The 21,974-nt window shown below is 66.2% G+C and carries 12 protein-coding genes and 1 riboswitch; of the genes, 5 read left to right on the top strand and 7 right to left on the bottom strand.

Annotation, left to right across the window (positions count from 1 at the left end; all coding sequences use genetic code 11):
- Positions 1-53: 53 nt before the first annotated feature.
- From H582_RS0107130 to H582_RS26430, 3 genes are all read right to left on the bottom strand, one after another.
- On the bottom strand, positions 54-1,523 hold the full coding sequence (locus tag H582_RS0107130) for an ABC transporter substrate-binding protein (protein ID WP_028597988.1): 1,470 nt from the start codon (positions 1,521-1,523) through the stop codon (positions 54-56).
- A 161-nt stretch (positions 1,524-1,684) separates the two neighbouring features.
- Positions 1,685-3,277, bottom strand: a complete 1,593-nt coding sequence (locus H582_RS0107125; RefSeq protein WP_028597987.1) for a response regulator transcription factor — start codon at positions 3,275-3,277, stop codon at positions 1,685-1,687.
- A gap of 121 nt (positions 3,278-3,398) precedes the next feature.
- Positions 3,399-5,264 (bottom strand): sensor histidine kinase, encoded by a 1,866-nt coding sequence (locus tag H582_RS26430; RefSeq protein ID WP_052333042.1) that lies wholly within the window; start codon positions 5,262-5,264, stop codon positions 3,399-3,401.
- 198 nt (positions 5,265-5,462) lie between these two features.
- Between H582_RS26430 and H582_RS31645 the strand changes: the two genes are divergently transcribed.
- From H582_RS31645 to queE, 4 genes are all read left to right on the top strand, one after another.
- Positions 5,463-5,618 carry a hypothetical protein gene (locus H582_RS31645; RefSeq protein ID WP_156876690.1) on the top strand — a complete coding sequence of 52 codons (156 nt, stop codon included), beginning with the start codon at positions 5,463-5,465 and terminating at the stop codon, positions 5,616-5,618.
- Between the two features lie 79 nt (positions 5,619-5,697).
- A riboswitch (PreQ1 riboswitch) is annotated at positions 5,698-5,741 on the top strand.
- 168 nt (positions 5,742-5,909) lie between these two features.
- Positions 5,910-6,620: a 7-cyano-7-deazaguanine synthase QueC gene (queC, locus tag H582_RS0107115; RefSeq protein ID WP_052333041.1), complete on the top strand. Its 711-nt coding sequence runs from the start codon at positions 5,910-5,912 to the stop codon at positions 6,618-6,620.
- Positions 6,617-7,276 carry a 6-carboxytetrahydropterin synthase gene (locus H582_RS29880; RefSeq protein WP_028597985.1) on the top strand — a complete coding sequence of 220 codons (660 nt, stop codon included), beginning with the start codon at positions 6,617-6,619 and terminating at the stop codon, positions 7,274-7,276. The genes queC and H582_RS29880 overlap by 4 nt, the downstream gene beginning before the upstream one ends.
- Positions 7,269-8,105 carry a 7-carboxy-7-deazaguanine synthase QueE gene (gene queE / locus H582_RS0107105; protein ID WP_028597984.1) on the top strand — a complete coding sequence of 279 codons (837 nt, stop codon included), beginning with the start codon at positions 7,269-7,271 and terminating at the stop codon, positions 8,103-8,105. The genes H582_RS29880 and queE overlap by 8 nt, the downstream gene beginning before the upstream one ends.
- Before the next feature lie 682 nt (positions 8,106-8,787).
- Here queE and H582_RS0107095 read toward each other — a convergent pair.
- Positions 8,788-10,278 carry a hypothetical protein gene (locus H582_RS0107095; RefSeq protein WP_028597982.1) on the bottom strand — a complete coding sequence of 497 codons (1,491 nt, stop codon included), beginning with the start codon at positions 10,276-10,278 and terminating at the stop codon, positions 8,788-8,790.
- A 175-nt stretch (positions 10,279-10,453) separates the two neighbouring features.
- On the opposite strand from H582_RS0107095, the gene queF reads away from it, so the two are divergent.
- Positions 10,454-10,963, top strand: a complete 510-nt coding sequence (gene queF, locus H582_RS0107090; RefSeq protein ID WP_043111038.1) for a preQ(1) synthase — start codon at positions 10,454-10,456, stop codon at positions 10,961-10,963.
- A 538-nt stretch (positions 10,964-11,501) separates the two neighbouring features.
- Here the strand turns inward: queF and H582_RS0107085 are convergent.
- From H582_RS0107085 to H582_RS33115, 3 genes are all read right to left on the bottom strand, one after another.
- Positions 11,502-12,908, bottom strand: a complete 1,407-nt coding sequence (locus H582_RS0107085) for an amino acid permease (protein WP_084136781.1) — start codon at positions 12,906-12,908, stop codon at positions 11,502-11,504.
- Between the two features lie 352 nt (positions 12,909-13,260).
- Entirely contained in the window at positions 13,261-17,550 is a 4,290-nt protein-coding gene (locus H582_RS26415) for a S8 family serine peptidase (protein ID WP_052333040.1), read from the bottom strand.
- 246 nt (positions 17,551-17,796) lie between these two features.
- On the bottom strand, positions 17,797-21,909 hold the full coding sequence (locus H582_RS33115) for a S8 family serine peptidase (RefSeq protein ID WP_028597979.1): 4,113 nt from the start codon (positions 21,907-21,909) through the stop codon (positions 17,797-17,799).
- Positions 21,910-21,974 lie beyond the last annotated feature (65 nt).

Below are 21,974 nucleotides of genomic sequence, written 5' to 3'. Positions count from 1 at the left end.
TCAGCACAAAAAGGGGGCGAAGTCGCCTTCGCCCGCCTGACCGAAACATTCGCTTACTTTTGCGTGGCCTTCCAGGCGTCGTACTGGGCTTGCGCCTCGGCGATGATCTTGTCGAGGCCGGCGGCCTTCATCTTTTCGATGGCGCGCGGCAGATAGGCGGCCGGATCGACGGTGCCGGTCATGAGCGGCGCCCATACTTCGGCCTTGACGTTCTGCAGGCTCGCCAGCTCGGTCGATACCTTGGAGGTGTCGAAGTTGAAGCCGAGCGCCGGGGAAGGACGGCCCTGCTCGTTGAACTGCTTGAACTGCTCCCACTTGTCGTCCGGGTCGCCCGGGTTGAGGTAGGTGAGCATGACGTTGCCGAGCGAGAACGTCGGCATGTCGTAGTTTTTGGACTCCGGCAGGTTCTCCATGCGGTTGTCGCCGGTCAGCTTGTAGTGCGTGCCTTCGATGCCGGAGTCGATCAGGTTGCGCAGCTTGGCGTCGGTGTTGAGCAGGTTCAGGAACTCCATCGCCTTCTCCGGATACTCGGAGTTGGCCGAGATCGCCTGCAGCGAGCCCATGACCGACCAGTTGTAGACGATCGACTCGCTGGCCGGCGTGGAGACGATCGGGTAGCCGAGGCTCGCGCTCCACGTATTGTCGGCGAGCGGCTGGGTGTCGGCGCGGTCGATGAGCCACTTGCCGGTCTTGTCCAGATCGGAGGTCGAGGTGATCGTCGCCGCTTCCGGCGAGATGTAGCCGGCTTTGTAGTACTTGTGCATCGTCTCGAGGGCCTGCTTCATCTCCGGCGTCTCGAGGACGTTGACGATCTTGCTGCTGTCGCCGTTCAGCGCGACGGCGATCGGCAGGTTCTGGATGAGGTAGTCGTACGGCACGGTCGGCGTGAAGTTGGTGTCGATCTTCAGGCCGAGCACGCCCGGCAGCTTTTCCTTGCCCGCCTTGAGGAACGGCTCCAGGCTCTCCAGCGTCGTCGCCTGCTTGTAGTCCATGCCGAGCTGGTCGAGCTGCTGCTTGTTGAAGCGCCAGACGGATTGCGCCGGCAGCTCTTTGTTGGCCGGCACGCCATAGTTGTGGCCGTCGACCTTGGAGCCTTCGAGGAAGGCCGGGTCGAGCGTCTCGACGATGCCCTTGCCGTGCGTCTGCAGCAGGTCGTCAATCTCCATGAACGCGCCCTTGCGCGCGTTCTGCACATAATCGAACGCCCAGGAAGCGGTGAAGAGAATGTCCATCGGCTCGCCGGAGGCGGCCATGACGCCCATCTTCTGGTTGTAGTCGCCGAAGTCGATCTGCTTCATCGTGACGGTCGCGCCGATCTTTTCGGCGGTGTACTTGTTCACCTCGGCCATCACCTTGTCGGTGTCCTTTTGCGGAGCGCCGATCGTGTACCAGATCAGGTTGACCGGCTTCTCGGCGTCGCCTTCGCCGCCGGAAGCGTTGTTGCTGCCGCAGGCGGTGACCGCCAGCGCGGCCGTCAGCACGAGCGCGAGCGCGCCCGCCTTGCGTGTGGATCTCTTTTTCATGATGACTCCTCCCTCGAAGCAAGCATGATGATGATGGTGCTCGAGCCCATGCGTCCAGGCTCGCCTGTCTGAATCAACCTTACTGGATGAAAGCATTTTCAAATAGGCGACAAATTATGAATCCGCTGTCCAAACTAAAGAAAGAGCCGCGCCGATTCGGTTCAGCGCAGCTCCCGATATTCGTTGGGCGAGATGCCCACGTATTTTTTGAACTGCTTGTAGAAGTAGCCGGTCTCGACATAGCCGACCTCCTGCGAGATGTCGGCGACCTTGTCGTCCGTCGCCTTGAGCCGCTCCTTGGCCCGCTCGATACGGTAGCGGTTGAGGTAGTCGGTGAAGCCGGCTCCGGTCTCCTTGGCGAACAGCTGGCCGAGGTACGCGGGATGGATATGGTAGATGGCGCCGAGCGTCTTGAGCGACAGCGGCTCGGCATAGCGCTCCGCCACATGCTGGACGACCTGGCTGACGATCGGGACGCGGTCGCTCCGCTGCAGCAGCTCCATCGTGAAATGCGCGGAGGCCTTGACCGCATCGGTCAGCTCGGCCAGCGCCGAGGCGCGGCTGATCCGGTCGAGCGTCTTCTTGAACTGGAACAGCACCTCCTGCGACTGCTCGCCGCCCTTCATGTCGCGCAGCTCGAGCCGGAAGGCGACGACGAGCTCGATTGCCGCGCTCTGGAGCAGCTCGGGCGTCGCGCCCTCGCGCTGCTGCAGCGCCAGGAAGTCGGCGTCGATGCGGGCGAAAAGAGCCTCCGTATCGCGGGCGAGCAGCCAGCGCGAGTAGTCGTCTCCGCCGATCTCGAGCGGCTGGTCGGACGCTCCCGGCGACGGCGGCAGCTCGGCCGCGTCGAGGATCGGGCTGCCGCTGTGCAGCAGATGGTAGTCCTGCGCTTTTTTGGCGAAGGCGTAGCTGCGCTGCTCGAGCTCGCCGATCCGCTCGGCGGTGCCGAGCGAAAAGCGGACCGGCGCGGAAATGGCCGCTTCGCCTGGCGCCGCGGAGTCTGCGTCCGCATCGCCGCGACTACGCGCCGCGTCGGCCGCCGCGAGCCGCTCCAGCGCCTCGCGCGCCTGCCGCCGCGCTGCAACGGCGCTGTCCGCGAGGAACAGCAGCACCTCGTCGCCGTCGAGGTCGGAGAAGCGCAGCGGCGCGTCCCGCTCGCCGAGCGCCTCGTCGACGAGCCGGCGGGCCTGCGCGCCGCCGCTCGCCGAGTGGCGGGCCGCCGCGGCGCACAGCCACGGCCGGCCGAGGCGCAGGCCGAGCAGCTCGGCGCGCTGGCCGAGCTCGACCGGGTCGATGTCGCCGCGCATCCAGCGGAACAGGATGCGGTCGCGCAGGATGCCCTTTTCCTCGGGGGAGAGGGCGGCCGTCCCGGGCGGCGCGGCGCTGAGCTTGGCGACGGCGGCGGAGAGCGTCGAGCGCAGCTCCTGGAAGTTGACCGGCTTGAGCAGGTAGTTCTCGATGCCGAGCGACATGCCTTCCTTGAGGTAGTCGAACTCGTTGTAGCCGCTCAGAATGATGACCTTCAGCTCCGGCAGCAGCCGGCGCGCCTCGCGGATCAGCTCCAGCCCGCTCATGCCGGGCATCGTGATGTCCGTCACGAGCAGGTCGACGGGACGGCTCCTCAGCAGCTCCAGCGCGGCGCGTCCGCTGCCTGCCGTGCCCGCCACCTCGAGCTCGAACGACGACCAGTCGAGCGCGTCCTGCAAGCCTTCGACGATGAACGGCTCGTCGTCGACGAGCAGCACTCGGTACATAGGAAATTCCTCCTTCGAAACAAGTTGGGAACGCGAGGCGGGGCGGAAAGGCCAGGGCGGGGGCCGGCTTCCGAAGGGAGGAGCGGCAAAAGCGGCGGCCGACGTCCCGGAGAGGGAGGGCCTAGCGTTCCTCGGCTCCCCCGGGCTCGCCGGACCCGCTGTCGCTGCCGTCCGGGAACCAGAGCGTCACCGTCGTGCCGGCCCCGGGCGCGCTGTCGATGTCGAGTCCGGCGGCGTTCGGGCCGTAGACGAGCCGCAGCCGGTCGCGGATGCTCTGCAGGCCGAAGCTGCCGCCCTCGTCCTGGCCTTGCGGAGGCCGCTGCAGCCGCTGGCGCAGCGCTTCCAGCGCCTCCGGCGCCATGCCGCGGCCGTTGTCGCGCAGCGTGACGACGATGCGCGCGCCTTCTCCCCGCGCGGCGGAGATGTCGAAGCGGTTGTCGTCCCGCTCGGTGTCGAGGCCGTGCACGATGTAGTTTTCCATGACGGGCTGCAGCGAGAGCTTCACGACGGGGCGTCCGGCCAGGCTGTCGTCCATGCGGATGGAGTAGGCGAACCGGTCCTTGTAGCGGATGCGGAACAGCTCCAGGTAGCGCCGGCCGAGCTCCAGCTCCTCGCGCAGCGGCACGAGGCTGCGGCTGCCGACCATGCTGCGGAACAGCACGGACAGGCTGTAGATCATTTCCGCGACGTCGTCCGCACCGCGCGACACGGCCCGCATGCGGATGACCTCGAGCGTATTGGACAGGAAATGAGGGTTGATGCGCGCCTGGATCGCGGACAGCTCGGTGCTGCGCTGCCGCAGCTCGGCCTTGTACTCCTGCTCGATCTGGCGGTTCAGCTGGTCGAGCATGCGATTGAAGCCCTGGCCGATCTGCCCGAGCTCGTCGCCGCGCTCGTCCTGGATGCGGCCGGCGAAGTCGCCGGACTCGACGCGCCGCATGAGGCGCACGAGGCTGCCTGTGCGGCGCGCCACGCTCGCCACGGCGATGCCCGGCAGCACGACGGCGAGCAGGATGCCGATCCCGCTCAGCAGCATCACCGTCCGCCGGAGGCCGGCGGACGCCGCCTCCAGCTGCGCGTCCGGCACGACGCCGACGACCGAGTAGCCGGCCAGGCTGTCGCTCAGCACCGCCACCTGCGACGGCCGGTCGAGCGCCGCCGCGGAGTCGAGCGTGCTGATGCGCGAGGCGTACGGGTAGATGGAGCCGTAATAGCGGCCGGACGAGTCGAACAGCACCTGGCCTTGCGGCGTCAGCACGAGCACGTAGCCCTTGAGCTCGTCGAGATAGGGACGGAGGGCGGAGACGAGGCTGTCCGAGCTGAAGTGGACGAGCAGCTGGCCGGTTTTTTGCAAGGTGCCGGGATTGTTGACGGCCGCCCGCACCGCGTAGAGCCGGTCGGCGTCGAGGCCGAGCTCGCGCGCGACCCACAGATTGGGCGCGGAGATCGCCGGCAGCTCGAGCGCCATCGCATCGGGGATGAACGACAGCGCGGAGTTCAGCTCGCGCAGCTGCGGGCTTCCGCCGGCTTTCCACGCATACAGGTACTGCTCGACGGAGCTGTACAGCATGAGCTGGCGGATCGAGCTGTCGGCCGCGAGCCGGCGCTCGAAGTACGTGATGGCGTTGCCGTAGCCGGCGCGCGGCTCGTCCGCATAGCGGTCGATGCGGTAGCGGAAGTAGTCGGCGAACGGATGGGACAGCAGATAGGTGACGTTTTGGCTGAGCGCCTGGTCCTGGTAAATGTCCGCGACGATGCGCTGCACGCTGTCGCTGCTCGCCTGCAGGCGGGCGGACACCGCTTCCATCGCGCGGCGCTGGTTGGCGAGGATGTCGCTGCGCACGGACTCCGCCATGAAGGCGTACAGCAGGTAAGCCAGCGTCACGATCGTCAGCACCGAGATGGCCGAGAGCGTCGCGAGCAGCTTCGAGAACAGGTTGTTCTTGACGTACGTGCAGTAGAAGCTGCGCGCCTTCATCGCCTTCATCGGCGGGTCCTCCTTTCGCGCGGGCTTCCGCGCTATGCTCGAATGCCGCTCATTATAGCATACCGGGAGGACGGGCGTGGAGCGGGGCGGGTGCGAGGGCGGTACGCGGCAGGGGCTTTGCGGGCGGGGAGAAGCGGGAGGGACGCGGAGCGTGGGTCGGGGCGTGGGGCGGATATGGAGGCGGGCGTGGAGGGACGGATGAGAAGCGAAGTGGACGAGGAGAGGGAGCGGAGAGTGGGGGAGCGAAGCGTGAGGGAGCGGCGGACGGGGAGCGAAGGCGGGTCGGGAGGAGAAGCGGACGGGCAGCGGAGCGTGGGTCGGGGCGCTCCCGCTCCGGTGCAGGCCGGACGGTAGCCAGCGGCCGCGCGCTGTGCTATGCTGGTGGGGACAACCGAAGAGTAAAGTCCGGCGCGGCCTTATGGGGCCGGAAGTGCCGGGAGAGGTTCGCGAACTCCCTCTATAAAAAACTACAAGCACACGATTCCGTCGGGGATCCGTGTGTTTTGCGTTCGGCGGACAGCCGTTCCTTGCGAGGCAAGGGGCGGGCTGCCCGCCGTTTTCTTTGTCCGCGCGCGGAAGAAGGAATTGGAGAATCGCTTGGCTCTCTCTGCCGGTTCGGTCGGTCAGGAGAGGAGAAGGATAACGATGGTGGACAGGCTTGAGGGAGGCTCCCTCGATAAGCGGAAAGGCAAGGCGGTCGTCGTGTTCAGCGGAGGCCAGGACAGCACGACCTGCCTGTTTTGGGCGCTGCAAAGGTATGAGGAAGTGGAGGCGGTGACGTTTCGCTACGGGCAGCGCCATGCGCTGGAGCTGGAGTGCGCGGCATCCATCGCCGCGGAGCTCGGCGTCCGGCACCATGTGCTGGACATGAGCCTGCTCGGGCAGCTCGCCCCGAGCTCGCTGACGCGCAGCGACGTCGCCGTGGCGGACGCCGCGGAGGAGGGCGGGCTGCCGAATACGTTCGTGCCGGGCCGCAACCTGCTGTTCCTGTCGTTCGCGGCGGTGCTTGCGCAAGGCGTCGGCGCCAAGACGATCGTCACCGGCGTCTGCGAGACGGATTTCAGCGGGTATCCCGACTGCCGCAACGTGTTCATCCAGTCGCTGAACGTCTCGCTGAATCTGGCGATGGACGAGACGTTCGTCATCGAGACGCCGCTCATGTGGCTCGACAAGGAGCAGACCTGGGAGCTGGCCGACCGGCTCGGCGCGTTCGAGTTCGTACGGGAGCGTACGCTCACCTGCTACAACGGCATCCCGGCCGACGGCTGCGGAGAATGCCCGGCCTGCAAGCTGCGGCGCGCGGGACTGGACAAGTACATGGCTCGGCGCGGAGCGAAGGAGGCGGCGCGAGGATGATGCATGCGATCTATCCGGCGCCCGCGCATCCGTTCCGCTACGAGCTGAACAAGGAGTTTCATTTCGCGGCGGCGCATTACATTCCGGCCGAGGCGGCGGGCCGCTGCAGCCGCGTGCACGGGCACACCTACTATTGCAACGTCACCGTCGGCGGCGACCGGCTGGACGAGTGCGGCTTCCTCGTGAACTTCTCGGAGATCAAGAAGCTGGTGCAGGACCGGTTCGACCATCGGCTGCTCAACGAGGACGAGCTGTTCGGCGGTCCGGCGCGGCTGCCGAATGGAGGCGAGGCGGCGGAAGCGGTGGTGCAAGGCAGCAAGGCGGCGGAAGCGATGCGGCACGGCAAGGCGGACGCGGCGCGAGGCGCTTGGGCCGAGCGGGCTGCAGCTGTGGAAGCGGCGGGTGAGCAAGGAGCCGCGTCTGGCGCGGTCCGGCACGGCAAGGCGGACGCGGCTTGGCAGGGCAGTGCGGCGATTGCCGATTCGGCGCTGGATCCGGAGCGGTTCCCGACGACGGAGGTCGTCGCCCGCACCGTCTGGCAGCTCGTGCAGGAGGAGCTCGACCGTCGCGGCAACGGAGCGCGCTGCCTGCAGGTGTTCCTGCGGGAGACGCCGTCGAGCTATGTGATCTATCGCCCGGAGGCCGCTCATGGCTGAGCGGCGCACCCGCATCCCCGTGCTGGAGACGTTCGGCCCGACGGTGCAGGGCGAGGGCATGGTGATCGGCGTCAAAACCTGCTTCGTCCGCACCGCCGGCTGCGACTACAGCTGCTCCTGGTGCGACTCGGCGTTCACCTGGGACGGCAGCGCCAAGGACGACATCCGCTGGCTGGAGCCGGAGGACGTGCTCGAGGAGTTGAAGGCGCTGTCCGGCGGCGAGTGGCCGGGGCATGTCACGCTCTCGGGCGGCAACCCGGCGCTGCTGCCGCAGCTCGGCGGGCTGATCGCGCTGCTGCGGAGCGGCGGCACGATCATCGCGCTCGAGACGCAGGGCAGCCATTGGCAGGACTGGTTCCTGGACGTCGACGAGCTGACGCTGTCGCCGAAGCCGCCGAGCTCGGGCATGGCGACTGACTGGGCGCGGCTGGGCGAGATCGTGGAGCGGCTCGCAGCGGCGGGCCGGTCGCCGAGCCTGAAGGTCGTCGTCATGGAGGAGCCGGCGAGCGAGGCGGGATCGGCAGCCGGGACAAGCGCAGCGAGCGAGACAGGCGGAGCAAGGCTGGCAGTCCAGGCGGATGGAGCGAGCCGCCAAGGAAGCGACCTTGCCTACGCCAAGGAGGTCCATCGCCGCTTTCCGGCGGTGTCGATGTTCCTCCAGGCGGGCAACGACCGGCTCGACGAGCCGGACCCGGCCGCGCTGCGCGAGCATCTGGCGGCGCGCTACGAGCGTCTGGTCGATGCCGTCATGGCCGACCCGGACTGGCGGCAAGTACGCGTGCTGCCTCAGCTCCACGCCTGGCTGTGGGGCAACAAGCGCGGCGTGTGAGACGGCTCCGGCACGGCGAGGGAGTCGAGAGTGCCTTGAATGGAGAGCGCCAGGCGAATCGGCACGCCGAGGGAGTCGAGAGTGCTTTGAATCGCGGGAACGAGGCGAATCGGTGCGCTGAGGGAGTCGAGAGTGCCTTGAATCGCGGGAACCAGGCGAACCGGCGCAACGAGGGAGTCGAGAGTACCTTGAATCGAGAGGACGAGGCGAATCGGCACGCCGAGGGAGTCGAGAGTGCCTTGAATCGCGGGAACCAGGCGAATCGGCGCGCCGAGGGAGTCGAGAGTGCCTTGAATCGAGAGGACGAGGCGAATCGGCGCGACGAGGGAGTCGAGAGTTCCTTGAATCGAGGGGACGAGGCGAATCGGCGAGTCGAGGGAGTCGAGAGTGCCTTGTATCGAGGGAACGAGGCGAATCGGCGAGTCGAGGGAGTCGAGAGTGCCTTGAATCGCGAGGACGAGGCGAATCGGCGCAACGAGGGAGTCGAGAGTGCCTTGAATCGAGAGGACGAGGCGAACCGGGGCGCTGAGGGAGTCGAGAGTGCCTTGAATCGTGGGAACGAGGCGAATCGGGGCGCTGAGGGAGTAGAGTGCCTTGAACGGAGGGAACCCGGCCCCTGCGCGCGGAAAAAACGTGTGTAGGGCGGCGCCCTGCCGCCCGCGGCGCGGCAAAAAGCCTCCCGCTAAGCGGAAGGCTCCTTTTTGTCCGACACTCGGAACACGTAGCCGAAGTCGCCCGACTTGACGGGCGAGCCGTAGTCCTTGACCCAGGTGCGGTAGAACACGCTGGAGCCGTTCTTGCGGGTGACGATGATGTAGTCGGGATCGTTGGCCTTGGCCAGATCGGTCACGTAGACGGGGAAGCCGTGCATCGACTGCTCGAACGCGGTCCAGCCGAACACGGTCTTGGTAGCGTCCGTGATGAACGGATCCTGCCGCCCGTCCGAGAGCACGTCGCCGCCGCGGAACATGACATAGCCGGACGAGCCGTACAGCGTCATGACCTTCGGCCGTCCCGGGCCCTCGAAGTCGGAGAGGATGTAGTCCATCTCCTTGACCGGGTACTTGAACGAATTGGGCAACGGCACATGCTGGAAGTTGTACACGGCGTTCACCGCCAGCCCGACGGCGAGCCCGGCGGCCAGCGGAGCGATCCCGACGCGCAGGCGGAAGCGGCGCAGTCCCGGCACGTCCTCGATGACGACGGCGGCGAAGTACAGGACGAACAGCCACAGGAACAGGTGGTACTTGTAGTTCGACACGCCGAGGAAAAAGATGCCGAGCATGAACTCGAAGCGGAAAAACCGCTTTTTCACGCTGAATGGCAGCAGCGCGACGAACGACAGCAGCATGAGCGTCGCGGTCAGGTTGCCCATGCTGTTGAACTGGATCGCCTTCCACTCGTTGATGAGCAGGTTGAAGTTGTCCTGCGTGACGGTGAGGATGAACAGGATGCTCTTCGCTCCGCCGGGATTGAGGAAGCCAGCCCCGAGCACGGATAGCGCGACGACGAGCCAGCGCCAGCCGACGCGGCGGCGGAGCAGCCGGCGCGTCACGAGCGCCTCCAGCAGCGCCATCCCCAGGAACACGACGATGACGGGCCAGACGCCGGAGTGGAAGTTCGCGATCAGCAGCGAAAGCAGCGGCAGCAGCACCATGTAGCGGGCGGCCGGCCGCAGCTGGAACTCGCGCAGGAACACGAAGAACCAGACGATGAGGAACGCCGAGATCATCTGCGGCCTCGTCGTGAAATAGATGTCGTAGATGCCCCACAGCACCGGCAGCAGCAGCAGCGTCAAAATCGCCTCGCGGCCGCGCGAGTCCAGGCCGAGCTCGCGCCGCGAGACGAGCATCATGCGGTAGAGGCCGAGCGCCAGCAGCAGCAGGCAGGAGGCGGTCAGCAGGTAGGTGCCGGCCCAGCCGAAGGCGCGGTACAGCCAGGCGATGACGACCTGGAAGCCGATCTCATGCGGGACGTAGGGCAGCTTGTCGTCGCCCCAGAACGTATGGATGGCGGTGTGCGGGACTTGGCCGGTGTCCAGCACCTGGCCTCCGACCTCGATATGCCAGAATGTATCGGGGTCCTGATAGGATTCGGCCGGCGGCATCGTGAAGACGACGACGCACAGCACGATGACGGCAAGAGCCGCGGCGGCGACGAATCGGATTTTCATGGGACGCGCTCCTTGCGGACATAGTTCCCTTCATTATAGGGGCAAAGGCCCGGCTTCCACAATGCGGCAGAACGGCTGTGCCGAGGGTGGCGGCGGGCGGGAAGGAAGGCCCGAGATGGGCCTTCTCGCGGCGCGTGGCGCAGGATTATTTTCAACGACAAAGGAGAAGGAACGAATGAGCGAGATCGAGCAAGGAAGAAGCAAGGAGGAGCTGAGCGGCGTCACGCTGCTCGGCAACCAGGGCACGCAGTATCCGGTGACGTACGCGCCGCAGGTGCTGGAGAGCTTCGTCAACAAGCATCCGGGGCGCGATTACCGCGTCAAGTTCAACTGCCCGGAATTCACGAGCCTGTGCCCGATGACGGGCCAGCCGGACTTCGCGACGATCACCATCGCCTACATCCCGGACGAGCTGATGGTCGAGAGCAAGTCGCTCAAGCTGTATCTGTTCAGCTTCCGCAACCACGGGGACTTCCACGAGGACTGCATGAACATCATCATGAACGACCTGATCGCGCTCATGCAGCCGAAGTTCATCGAGGTGTGGGGCAAGTTCACGCCGCGCGGCGGCATCTCCATCGACCCGTACTGCAACTGGGGCCGCCCGGGCACGAAGTACGAGCAGATGGCGGAGCACCGCATGATGAACCTGGACCTGTACCCGGAGAAGATCGACAACCGCTGAGGCAGGGGCGAGGGCTGGAGCATTCTGCGAGGCTGCAAGCCGAAAAAATCGGGTTGCAGGCGATCGTGAGCGCGGTTTGAGGGCTGCAAGCCGAAAAAAGCGGGTTGCAGGCGAACGTGAGCGCAGTTTAAGGGCTGCAAGCCGAAAAAATCGGGTTGCAGGCGAACGTGAGCGCAGTTTGAGGGCTGCAAGCCGAAAAAATCGGGTTGCAGGCGAACGTGAGTGCGGTTCGAGGGCTGCAAGCCGAAAAAGTCGGGTTGCAGGCAACCCGGCAGCGCTGGCGAGAAGAATCGAGCTGTTGAGCGGAGCGAACCCTTCCTTGGAACGGGACTGGCATCCGACCGGGACAGCGCGAGAACGCTGAAGAAGCCTATAGAAAAAGCGTCCAATCCACTTGCGAAGTGGATTGGACGCTTTTTGCCTCTTGAGGCGAGTCTGTCGGTTGAGGCAGCACGGGAAAAGCAGTGGCGAGCCAGTCCGGGCGCACGCTCCTCGACCGCCGACGCCGCATGCTAGCAAGCAGCGCCGGCGAAAGCGGCTACTCCTCCGGGTCCAGCCGGCACTCCTGCAGCGGGCGCAGCTTCGTGCGATGCTTCCACTTGTGGCCGAGCCAGATGGCGAGGAACAGCGGCAGGCCGAAGTAGGAGGCGACGATGTACGCCCAGTCGACCCGGCCGTCCGAGAGGCCGCCGACGAACTGGCCGCCGATGACGACGGCGCACAGCCCCATCGCCAGCAGCGGGCCGAGCGGGAACCACTTGGCGCGGTAGGTCAGCTCGTCCAGCGAGCGGCCCTGAGCCGACCAGGCGCGGCGGAACCGGTAGTGGCTGATCGCGATGCCCATCCAGACGATGAAGCCGGTCATGCCGGAGGCGTTCAGCAGCCAGACGTAGACGACGCCGTCCCCGAAGAACGAGGCGAGGAAGGCGAGCAGGCCGAACGCGCCCGTCACGAGCAGCGCCGGCACCGGCACGCCGCGTCCGTTCACGCCGGCGAGCCAGCGCGGAGCCTTGCCTTCTTTGGCGAGCGTATAAAGCATGCGCGTGCTGGCGTAGAGGCCGGAGTTGCCGGCCGAGAGCACCGAGGTCAGGATGACGGCGTTCATGACGGACGCCGCGATGCTGAGGCCGGCTTTTTCGAAGACGATCGTGAACGGGCTCTGCGAGATGTCGCTGCTCGCCAGCTCCTCCGTCGTGTAGGGAATGAGCAGGCCGATGACGAGGATCGCGAGCATGTAGAACAGCAGGATGCGCCAGAAGATCGTGCGGATCGCGCGCGGCACGCTGCGCTTCGGGTCCTCGCTCTCGCCGGCGGCGACGCCGACGAGCTCCGTGCCCTGGAAGGAGAAGCCGGCGGCCATGAAGACGCCGAGCACGGCCAGCATGCCCATCGGGAAAGGGTTGTCGGTCAGGTTGGCGAAGCCGGTGCCGCCCATGCCGGTGTCGCCCATGCCGTCGCCGCGCCAGATGCCGACGACCATGAGCAGGCCGACGGCGATGAAGACGATGACGGTGACGATCTTGATCATCGCGAACCAAAACTCGGACTCGCCGTAGGCTCGCACCGACAGCAGGTTCAGGCCGACGAGCAGGGCGAGGAACAGCGCGGACCAGAGCAGCGAGCTGCTGCCGGGCAGCCAGTATTTCAGGATGAGCGTCGCTGCGGCCAGCTCGGCGGCGAGCGTGATCGCCCAGTTGTACCAGTAGTTCCAGCCGATGGCGAAGCCGAAGCTCGGCTCGACGAAGCGGCTCGCATAGGTGCTGAACGTGCCGGACACCGGCATATGCGTCGCCATTTCGCCCAGGCTCGTCATGAGGAAGTACACCATGAGGCCGATGAGGCCGTAGGCGAGCAGCGCTCCGCCGGGTCCGGCGCTATGGATCGCGCCGCCGCTGGCGAGGAACAGCCCGGTGCCGATCGAGCCGCCGAGCGAGATCATCGTCATATGCCGCGTTTTAAGGCCTCGGCGGAGGCCGGGTTTGGCAGAGGGGGTCGGGTGCGGTTGCTCCACTTCAGGTTATCTCTCCGTTTCTTTACTTATAATAGGGCAACTTATCTATAGTAGGCGATGGAGAACGATGGCTCAAGCGAAAATATTCCCAACTTAACGATAAATGTTGCAGGCGGGAAGCGGCGGCCTGGAAACGAGGGGAAGAAACGGACCTGGATTCATCCGCCGCGCGCGCGTATCCTCCAAGACGCGGAAAAGCGCCCTGCCGACCGGCAGGGCGCTTCCTTTATTCATTCCAGGTGAAAAGACGTTGCCGCGCAGGCGCAGGTGCTCCGAGCGCCGGCGGTCAAATCAGCTTCGCGGCGAGCAGCAGCTGCTCGATGACGCCGGCGGCCGCCTCGCGGCTGATGATCGGCACGCTCGTGTACCACTTGCCGGCCAGCCCGCCGAGGCTAGAGCCCGCGGATGCAGTTCCGCCGAGCAGGCCGGAGCCGGAGGCGATCGCCCGGGAGTCCGCGTTCAGCGGCGAGAACGCCGCTCCGGCGCCGTTCGCCGAGACGGACCCGGCGAACGTGTCGCCGTCCACAGGAGGCAAGCCGAATGCGCGGCTGATCAGGTCGTCGAACTGGGCGAGCGTCAGGCGCGTCTTGGGCGAGAACTTCGTCTCTGACGTGCCGTCGATCAGCAGCTTGTCGGCCAGCCGCTGGATGCTTGCCTTGTACGGCGAGCCGCCGATGTCGGTGAAGGCGGCCGTCCGCTTGGCGGCCGCGTAGACGGCATAGCCGGGATGCGAGACGGCGACGGTCGTCGTCCCGTCCGCGTTGGCCGCGAACGTCGACGGAGCCGGCAGCGCCTGGCTGCCGTGCCGGTACAGCGCGCCGGCCTTGGAGGCGTCGCTGCCGGCGTCCAGCACGAACGCATGCCGCACGAACGCGCTGGCCGGAATCGGCAGCGGCTTCGGCGCCGCCCCCGCGCTGGCGACCGAGCCGAGCTCGAACGCCACCGGCGTCCCGAGCAGCGTCGTGCCCGGGCGAGCCGCCGCGAATGCCGCGGCCTGATCGGCTGCGTCGCGGATGGCGAGCTCGGCGCCCGCGCCCTTGGGCAGCGAGGCGAGCAGGTACAGCGGCAGCTCGGCGGCGGCCCGGCCCGCGTTCAGCGCGATCGAGCTGCCGAGCGGAGCTTTAGCGAGCGCCGCCGCCTGCGAGGCGCTCAGCGACAGGCGGACCGCTCCGCCGTCCTCCAGCCAGGAGCCGCCGACGACGAGCGCGAGCGGTTTTTTCGCGCCCTTGAGCGCGGCGGCAATGTCGGCATCCGTCACGGTGACGAGACCGTCAGCGGAGACGGAGGACTTCAGCTGCAGCTTCGTCTGGGACGGGCGCAGCACGCCTTTCAAGGCGCGCTCGCCGAGCTCGGCCGGCACGCCCTTCAGCGCGACCGGCACCTGGACGATGTCGCGGATCGTCGGCACCGCGGCCGAGGCGATCGTGACGGTCAGCGTCACGGTGTCGTCCGTCTTGGGACGAGCGGCCAGCACGCCGTCCGCCGCGATCAGCTGCGGCTTGTCGCTGCCCGTCACCGCGTACGTGACGCCTTGGCGGACCGGCAGCTCCAGCACCGGCTTGCCGACGGCCGTCGTGTTGACGATGTTGGCCTGGAACGCCTCCTTGGCGTTCGCGACGAGGCCGAGCTCCGTCTTGTTGTAGGCGACGGCCATCGACCTGGTCGTGTAGTACTGGTTCACAAGCTGCCTGCTCGCGTTGATCTCGGTGGCGACGACGTAGAGCGTGTACGTGCCTTCCGGCAGCTTCTTGTAGATCGGCAGGCCGTCCTCGTCATAGCTGTCATAATACATCTCGTCGAGGCCGCTCACCGTATACCGGCCGGCAGGGAAGGAGCTTCCGATGCCCGCATCGGCGAGGAACAGCATGCCGATGTAATCGTCGTTCACGTCGTACACTTCCAGATCGATGAGGTTGACGCCATCGGCATGGAGCGTGAAGCTCGCGTCGATCGTATCGTTCACCCCGTCGCCGTCCGGCGAGAGGATCGGGCTGGACAGCGTCAGGTCCTGGATGCCGAAGCCGTTGTCCGGCAGCCGGTCGCCGACATGCAGCGCGAACGGGAGGCGCAGCGTCGGCAGTCCCGGAGCGGTCAGCACGACGGAGCCTTCATAGGCGCCCTCGGCCGCATCGTCCGCGACGGAGGCGGTCAGGGAAAAGCTTGCCGTGCCTCCGGCTGGAGCGGTCACGCCGCCGCCGGACAGTCCGTCCAGCGAGACGGTCAGCTTGGACACGTCCGGCGTCTCGATCGGATTCGCCGGGTCGGAGGTGACGGACGGGTGCAGCTCGACCGAGGCGGCGTAGGTCACCGCGGAGCCGGAGGTGTTTTTGACGCGCAGCGGAGCCGACGGAGCAGCCGCTCCGGCCGGCACGACGCCGAAGCTGTAGCTGCTGCCGAAGTTCGTCACGTCCAGCGGATGGAGATCGCCGTCCAGCAGCTGGAGCGGCTCAACCGTCTGCAGCACCGCCGGCGTCCGGATCGCCTGGGCGATATTGGCGCGGCCTCCGCCCTGCGAGTAGACGTCATAGAGCGTGCCCGTCTCGTCAAAGATCGCATCCGCTGTATTTGCGAGCGCGGCGCGGATGTCCATCGGCGTCCACTCGGGATGCTGCTGGCGCAGCAGCAGCGCCAGGCCCGCCGTATGCGGCGAAGCCATGCTCGTGCCGCTGATGCGGTTGTACGCCTCGTCGTACGAGGCATCGGGATTTGCTTTGCCGTAGGCCGGCCAGGTCGAAAGGATGTTCACGCCCGGAGCGGTGACGTCCGGCTTGATGCCGAGCTTGCCGTCGGAGGCCGGCCCGCGCGAGCTGAAGCCCGCCATGCGGTCGCCCGGCTCGACCGTGAGCGGGTAGTCGGCGCCGAACTGCAGCGTGAACGCCGCCTCCGGATGCGCCAGCACGATGCGGGCAAGCTCCCGGCCCGGGGCGCCTTCCATATCGAACGTCGGGAGATAGCGGAAGCTGTCTCCGAAAAAGCCGACCGGACCGATGAAGCCGTCGCGTCCGGGGATCGACTCGCTCAGGTTGGCCGCCGCGCCGGCGTTCAGCCCGTTGAAGATGATCAGCGCCTTGGCGCCGTGCTCCTTGGCGATGGCCGCCTTGTCGACGAAGGCGAGCGAGCCGCGCGAGACGAGCACAATCTTGCCGGCGGCGTCGAGTCCCTCGTAGTCGCTCTCCGCGCCGAGCCCGGCATAGACCGCCTCGACCGGCTCCGTGCCGATGATCGACGCGAAGTCCTCCGCTCCGGTGCGCCAGCCCATGGCGCTCAGGCCATAGTCGAGGCCGCCGTAAGCGACGTCGGTGACGGTGCGGCTGTAGACGGTCGCGCTGACGGTAGCCGCGTAATGGCTGCTCGGGCTGCTCGCAGCGCCGACGGAGATGGCCAGCTGGCTCGATGCCGGCGAGCCCATCGAGTAGTAGTAGCGTCCCTCGTCCGCGGCGTTGCCGTTCGCCACGACGGCGATGACGCCGGCGAGCACGGCATTGTTGACCGCGATCGCGTCCGGGGAGAACGGGTCCTTGACTTCGTCGGCGCCGAGCGACAGGTTGATGACGTCCATGCCGTCCTTCACCGCGCGCTCGATGCCGTCGATGACCTGCGCCGAGGAGCCGGACGAGCGGCCCGTCTCGGCGTTGTAGCCGAGCACCTTGTAGGCGTGCAGCTCGGCCTCGTAGGCGACGCCTTTTTGCACGACGTCCGAGTCCGCTGCCGCGCGGCCGACGATCGTGCCCGAGACATGCGTCCCGTGCGAGGTGCCCGGGTTGCCGGTGGCGGCGTTCGGGATTTCCTCATAGGGATCGTCGGTGTTGAAGTACGAGTCGTGTCCGCCCTTGTACGCGCCGGCCAGATCGGGATGCAGGTAGTCGACGCCGGTGTCGATGACGCCGACCTTGAGCCCGCGGCCCGTTAGCCCTGCGGCCCAAGCTTCCGGCACGCCGAGCTGCTTCAGCGGGTCGATGTCGCATTTGCACTCGGAGGAGAGGGCCGTCGGCGAGACGGTCTCCGCCGGAATGGCGGAGTACGTCAGGTTCTCATGGATCGACTTGACGCCGGGGAGCAGGGCGAGCAGAGGAATCTGGTTCGCCGGCAGCTCGACCTCCATGCCGTTCAGCACGGTGTCGTAGCGATAGGTGACCTGCAGCGACAGGCCGCGCTGGCGGGCGGCCGCGAGCAGCGCCTCCTGCTCGGCGTCGACCTCCGAGGGCGTCACTGCAGCGGCCGGCGCGAGCCCTTGGCGGGCGGCGAACTCGGCTTCCGCGACCGCGGCTCCTTCGAGCTGCAGGATGACTTTGACGCGCGCCGAGGATTTTGTGTCGAGGCTCGGCGAGATGAGCGCCGGCGTCGTGTCGGCTGTGGCGAGCCCCCGCGCGAGCGACGGGGCGAGAGCGGCGCCGGACGGCGCCAGCCCTTGCTGCAGGCGGCTCTGAAGCAGCGCCTGCGAGGCGGCCGTGGCGGAGCCGGATTCGGCCAGCTCGCCGCCGGTTGCGGCTGGGGAAGCGTACGTGCCGCCGGGCAGCAGCAGCGATGCCGCCAGCGCGGCCGCGATGAAGTTGATTTTGTAGCCTTTCTTGACCATGATTTCCCTTCTTTCCGGATGGATTTGCGGTTGCTTTGAATTCGCCGCATGACGGGCGCCTCCTGCCTCCTTTGGAAGAAATGGCGCTTAAGGATCAGAATAATCAGATAAATGTCGAATCAGTGAGAAAGAAGTACCATAGACGAGAATAAAAGAGAAAAGCACCAGGACCTAGTGTCGGATCCTGGTGCCTTTCGGGAGCTGCGGCCGGAGAGCGGGGGAGCGCCTCCCGGCCGCGAGGGAAAGCTAGATCAGCTTGGCGCCGCTTAGCAGCTTGTGCAGCACGGTCGCCGCCGCTTCGCGCGTCGTCGAGCCGAGCGGATCGAAGGCGCCTGCGGAGCCTTCCATCAGTCCGGATGCCGTGACGGCAGCGATGCTGTCCTTGGCGAACGCGCCGAACTTGCCGGCGTCGCTGTAGGTCGTGAACTTGCCGCTATCCGACTTGGCTCCGGCCAGGTCGGCCGCTTTGGCCAGCATGACGGCCAGCTCCTGGCGGCTGATGATGCCGTTCGGACGGAACGTGCCGTCGGCGTAGCCGTTGATCAGGCCGGCCGCATAGGCCGCGCTGACGGCATCCGTATACCAGGCGCCGGAGGCGAGGTCGGTGAACGGAGCTTTGGACGTCGTCGTGAGGCCGAGGCCGCGCGTCAGCATCGCTGCGAATTCGGCGCGGGTCACGCTCGCTTTCGGCGTGAAGGCGCCGGCAGCGGTGCCGTTCAGCAGCAGCTTGTCGGACAGCGACTGGATGCGGGACTGAGCCCACGAGCCGGCGATGTCGGTGAAGGCCGCGCCACCGCTTGCCGCAGCGTAGGTGGAGAAGCCAGGGCGGCTGACGACGACGGTCGTCGTGCCGTCCTCCTGCGTCGTGAATACGGCTGGAGCCGGAGCTTGCTTGCCGCCCGCGAGGAACAGCACGCCCGCTTTTTCGGCGGAAACGCCTTTGTCCAGCGTGAAGCTGCGCTTCAGGAACGTTTTGGACGGAACGTTCAGCGGAACGGAGCCGCTCGCGCTCACGACGTTCGCCTCGAAGGCGACTGGCGTGCCGAGCACGGTCGCGCCGGAGAACTTGGACGCTTCGTCCGCGGCGGAGCGGATGATCAGCTCCAGTCCGCTGCCGGCCGGCACGGAGGCGAGCACGGACAGAGGCAGCTCAAGCGATTCCTTGCCGGTGTTCAGGTAAAGCGCGCTGCCGGCCGGAGCCGTGCCAAGCAGCTGGAGTTGATCGGCCGGCAGGCTAAGCGTGGATGCTTTGCCGGATTCGGCCGTCGCGTTTACGACGAGCGCCAGCTTGACGCTGCCGGTGCCGATCGCCGCTTGCAGGTCGGCGTAGGTGACCGTCGTGACGGTCGCTGCGCTTTCCGAGACGGTCGTGCTCTTCACGGTCGTCTGCGCCAGCCCTTGGGCCGCGATGGCTTTCAGCGCCTCGCCGGCTGCCGCAGGCACCGGAGTCGGGGACGGAGCGACGATCGGGCCTGTGAAGCCTCCGCCTCCGCCGCCACCGGTGCTGTAGTTGCTGTTTACGACGGTGAACGGAATGTAGCCGAGCGTTTGCGCGGCGACTTTGCCGTTTGCAATTTTCGCCGCGACGATCGTGAACGCGTAGGAGCCGTCCTTGAGCGCTCCGTCTACGTCCTCATAATCCGCATCGAGCGAATAGATGCCGTTGAAGCTATGCTTGTACGTCTTCTTCTCCAACGCCTTGGCAGAGCCGGTGGCGTCCGTGACGTTGAGATAGCCGATCGTATCGTCATTGATGTCGGAGATGGCGACCTCGTAATAGTTCATGCCTTCCGCAGCCAGGCGGAAGCTCAGCTCGATGCTGTCATTCACGCCGTCGCCGTTCGGAGACAGCTGGCGCGAGGTAAGCGCTACGTCCTGGATGCCGTAGCCCGTGTCCGGCGTCTTGTCGCCGACATGGACGACGAACGGAATGTGCAGATCCGGATGGCCGGCCGATTTCAGCACGACCGAGCCTTCGTAGACGCCCGCCTCCGCATCGGCTGCCGGCTTGACGCTCAGGCTGAACGGCTGCTTGCTGTAGGCGTTGGCCGTCACGGTCTGGCCGGTCAGTCCGCCGAAGGAGACTTGGATCTTGCTCGTATCCGGCGTGGCGATCGGGTTTGCCGGATCGGACGTCACGCTCGTGTGCAGCTCGTAGGAAGCCGTGTAGGTAAGAGCTTTGTCCGACACGTTGTTGAGCTGCAGCGTGATGGACTTCTCCGCGCTGCCGGCGGCCATGACGCCGAAGCTGGCGTTGTCGCCGTAGTTGGTCGTCGGCACCGGATTCATGTTCACGTCGTACAGCGTCAGCTGCTCGACGGTCTGCAGCAGGGCCGGAGTTTCCAGCGCCTTGGCGACGTTGACGCGGCCTGCGCCTTGGGAATAGACGTCATAGCGGATGCCGTCCTCGTCGGAGATCGGATCGGCGGTGTTGGCCAGCGCCGCGCGGATGTCGAACGGCGTCCACTCCGGATGAGCCTGCTGCAGCAGAGCCGCCAGGCCGGCTACGTGTGGCGTCGCCATGCTCGTGCCGCTGCTGCGGCTGTACGCTTCGTCATAGGACGCGCCCGGGATGCCCTTGCCGTAGGCCGGCCAGGTGGACATGACCGCGACGCCCGGAGCGACGACGTCCGGCTTGATGCCGAGGATGCCGTCGGCGTTCGGTCCGCGCGAGCTGAAGCCCGCCATGCGGTCGCCGGGGTCCTGCTCGGACGTGTACTTGGCGAAGTCGAACCAAACGTTGGAGTTGCCGCTCGCGGTCGCGAAGCGTGCCAGAGCGCGGCCGGTCTTGCCGTCCAGATCGAGCACCGGAACGGTGAAGCCGTCGCCGTAGAAGTTGCCGATCTCGCCGTCGCGGTCCGGAATCGATTCGCTCAGGTCCGCATTGCCTTTCAAGTCATCTTTGCCGTTGAAAATGACGACCGCCTTGGCTCCATGCTTGCGGGCCTGGAGGAACTTGTCCACAAACGTCGTCGAGCCGCGGGAGACGAGGACGATCTTGTCCTTGACATCCTTGTCTTTATAATCTTTTTCGGCGCCCAGATTCACGTAGATCGCTTCCTGAGGTCCGGTGCCGATATCGGATGCGAAGTCGTTGTGCTTGATCATCCAGGAGACGATCGGCAGGTCAAGATCATACACGGAGCCGGTCACCGTCTCCAGGCTGTCCTTGCGGTAGACGGATGCCGTCACTTCCGCGCCGTATGTAGCGCTCGGGCTCGTCGCCGCGCCGACGGAGATGGACAGCTGGCTCGACGCCGGGGAGCCCATCGAATAGAAGTGCTGCTCCGAATCCTCGGCGTTGTTGCCGTTGGCTACGACTGCGACGACGCCGGCGAGCACGGCGTTGTTGAGCGCGATCGCATCCGGCGTGAACGCGTCCTTGGCATCGTCGGAGCCGAGCGACAGGTTGATGACGTCCATGCCGTCCTCGACCGCATGCTCGATGCCGTCGATGACCTGCGCGGAGGAGCCGGAGGAGCGGCCCGTCTCATAGTTGAAGCCGAGCACCTTGTACACATGCAGCTCCGACTCGTACGCGACGCCTTTTTGCGAGTACTCGGTCTCGTTCGCTTCGCGGGAAGCAATCGTGCCGGACACATGTGTGCCGTGCGAGGTGCCAGTGTTGCCGCTCTTGGCGTCCGGGATTTCCTCGTACGGGTCGTCATCGTTGAAATAGGAATCGTGGCCGCCTGCATAGGCGTCCTTCAGGTCCGGATGCAGGTAGTCGACGCCGGTGTCGATGACGCCGACCTTGATGCCTTTGCCGGTGATGCCTTTGGCCCAGGCATCGGGAGCGCCGATCTGGGTCAGCGGGCTGATGTCGCACTTGCAGTCGGCCGGGTCCGCGCCGAGCGGAGTCGGGCTCGTATCCGGAATGGAGTAGAAGGTCCGGTTCTCATAGACCGACTTGACGCCGGAGAGGGAGGCGAGCTTCGGAATCTGATTGGCCGGGAGCTCGATTTCCATGCCGTTCAGCACGGTGTCGAACTGGTACGAAACGTCCAGGGAGATGCCGAGCTTCTGCGCCTGGGAGATGAAGCGGGACTGCTGCCCGCTGATGCTGGCCTCGGTCGCTTCGGCGCTCAGGGACTTGACGCCCATTTTCGCGGCGTATTTGCCTTCGGAGATGGAAGCTCCGTCGAGCTGGACGATGACCTTGATCCGTTCGGAGGAGGTCGTGTCGAGGCGAGGAGAGATGAGCGGCTGCAGGCCTTTGGACAGGCTGCCGGCGAGGATGCCCGGCGTCACGGCCGGCTCGGCCGCTGCTGCGGTCGACGCGAACGGCGTCAACACGAGCGCTGCGGTCAGCGTGGCCGACAGCGCCTTGGAGATGGCTTTGCGTTTCGAATTGTGCAAGCAAGGACCTTCTTTCTGTAAAAGGATGAGGGCGTTGTTGAGATGACAGCTTAAATAACATTGAC

The sequence above is a fragment of the Paenibacillus pasadenensis DSM 19293 genome (assembly GCF_000422485.1).
GTDB lineage: Bacteria > Bacillota > Bacilli > Paenibacillales > Paenibacillaceae > Paenibacillus_O > Paenibacillus_O pasadenensis.
This window is presented reverse-complemented; position numbering and strand designations above follow the sequence as displayed.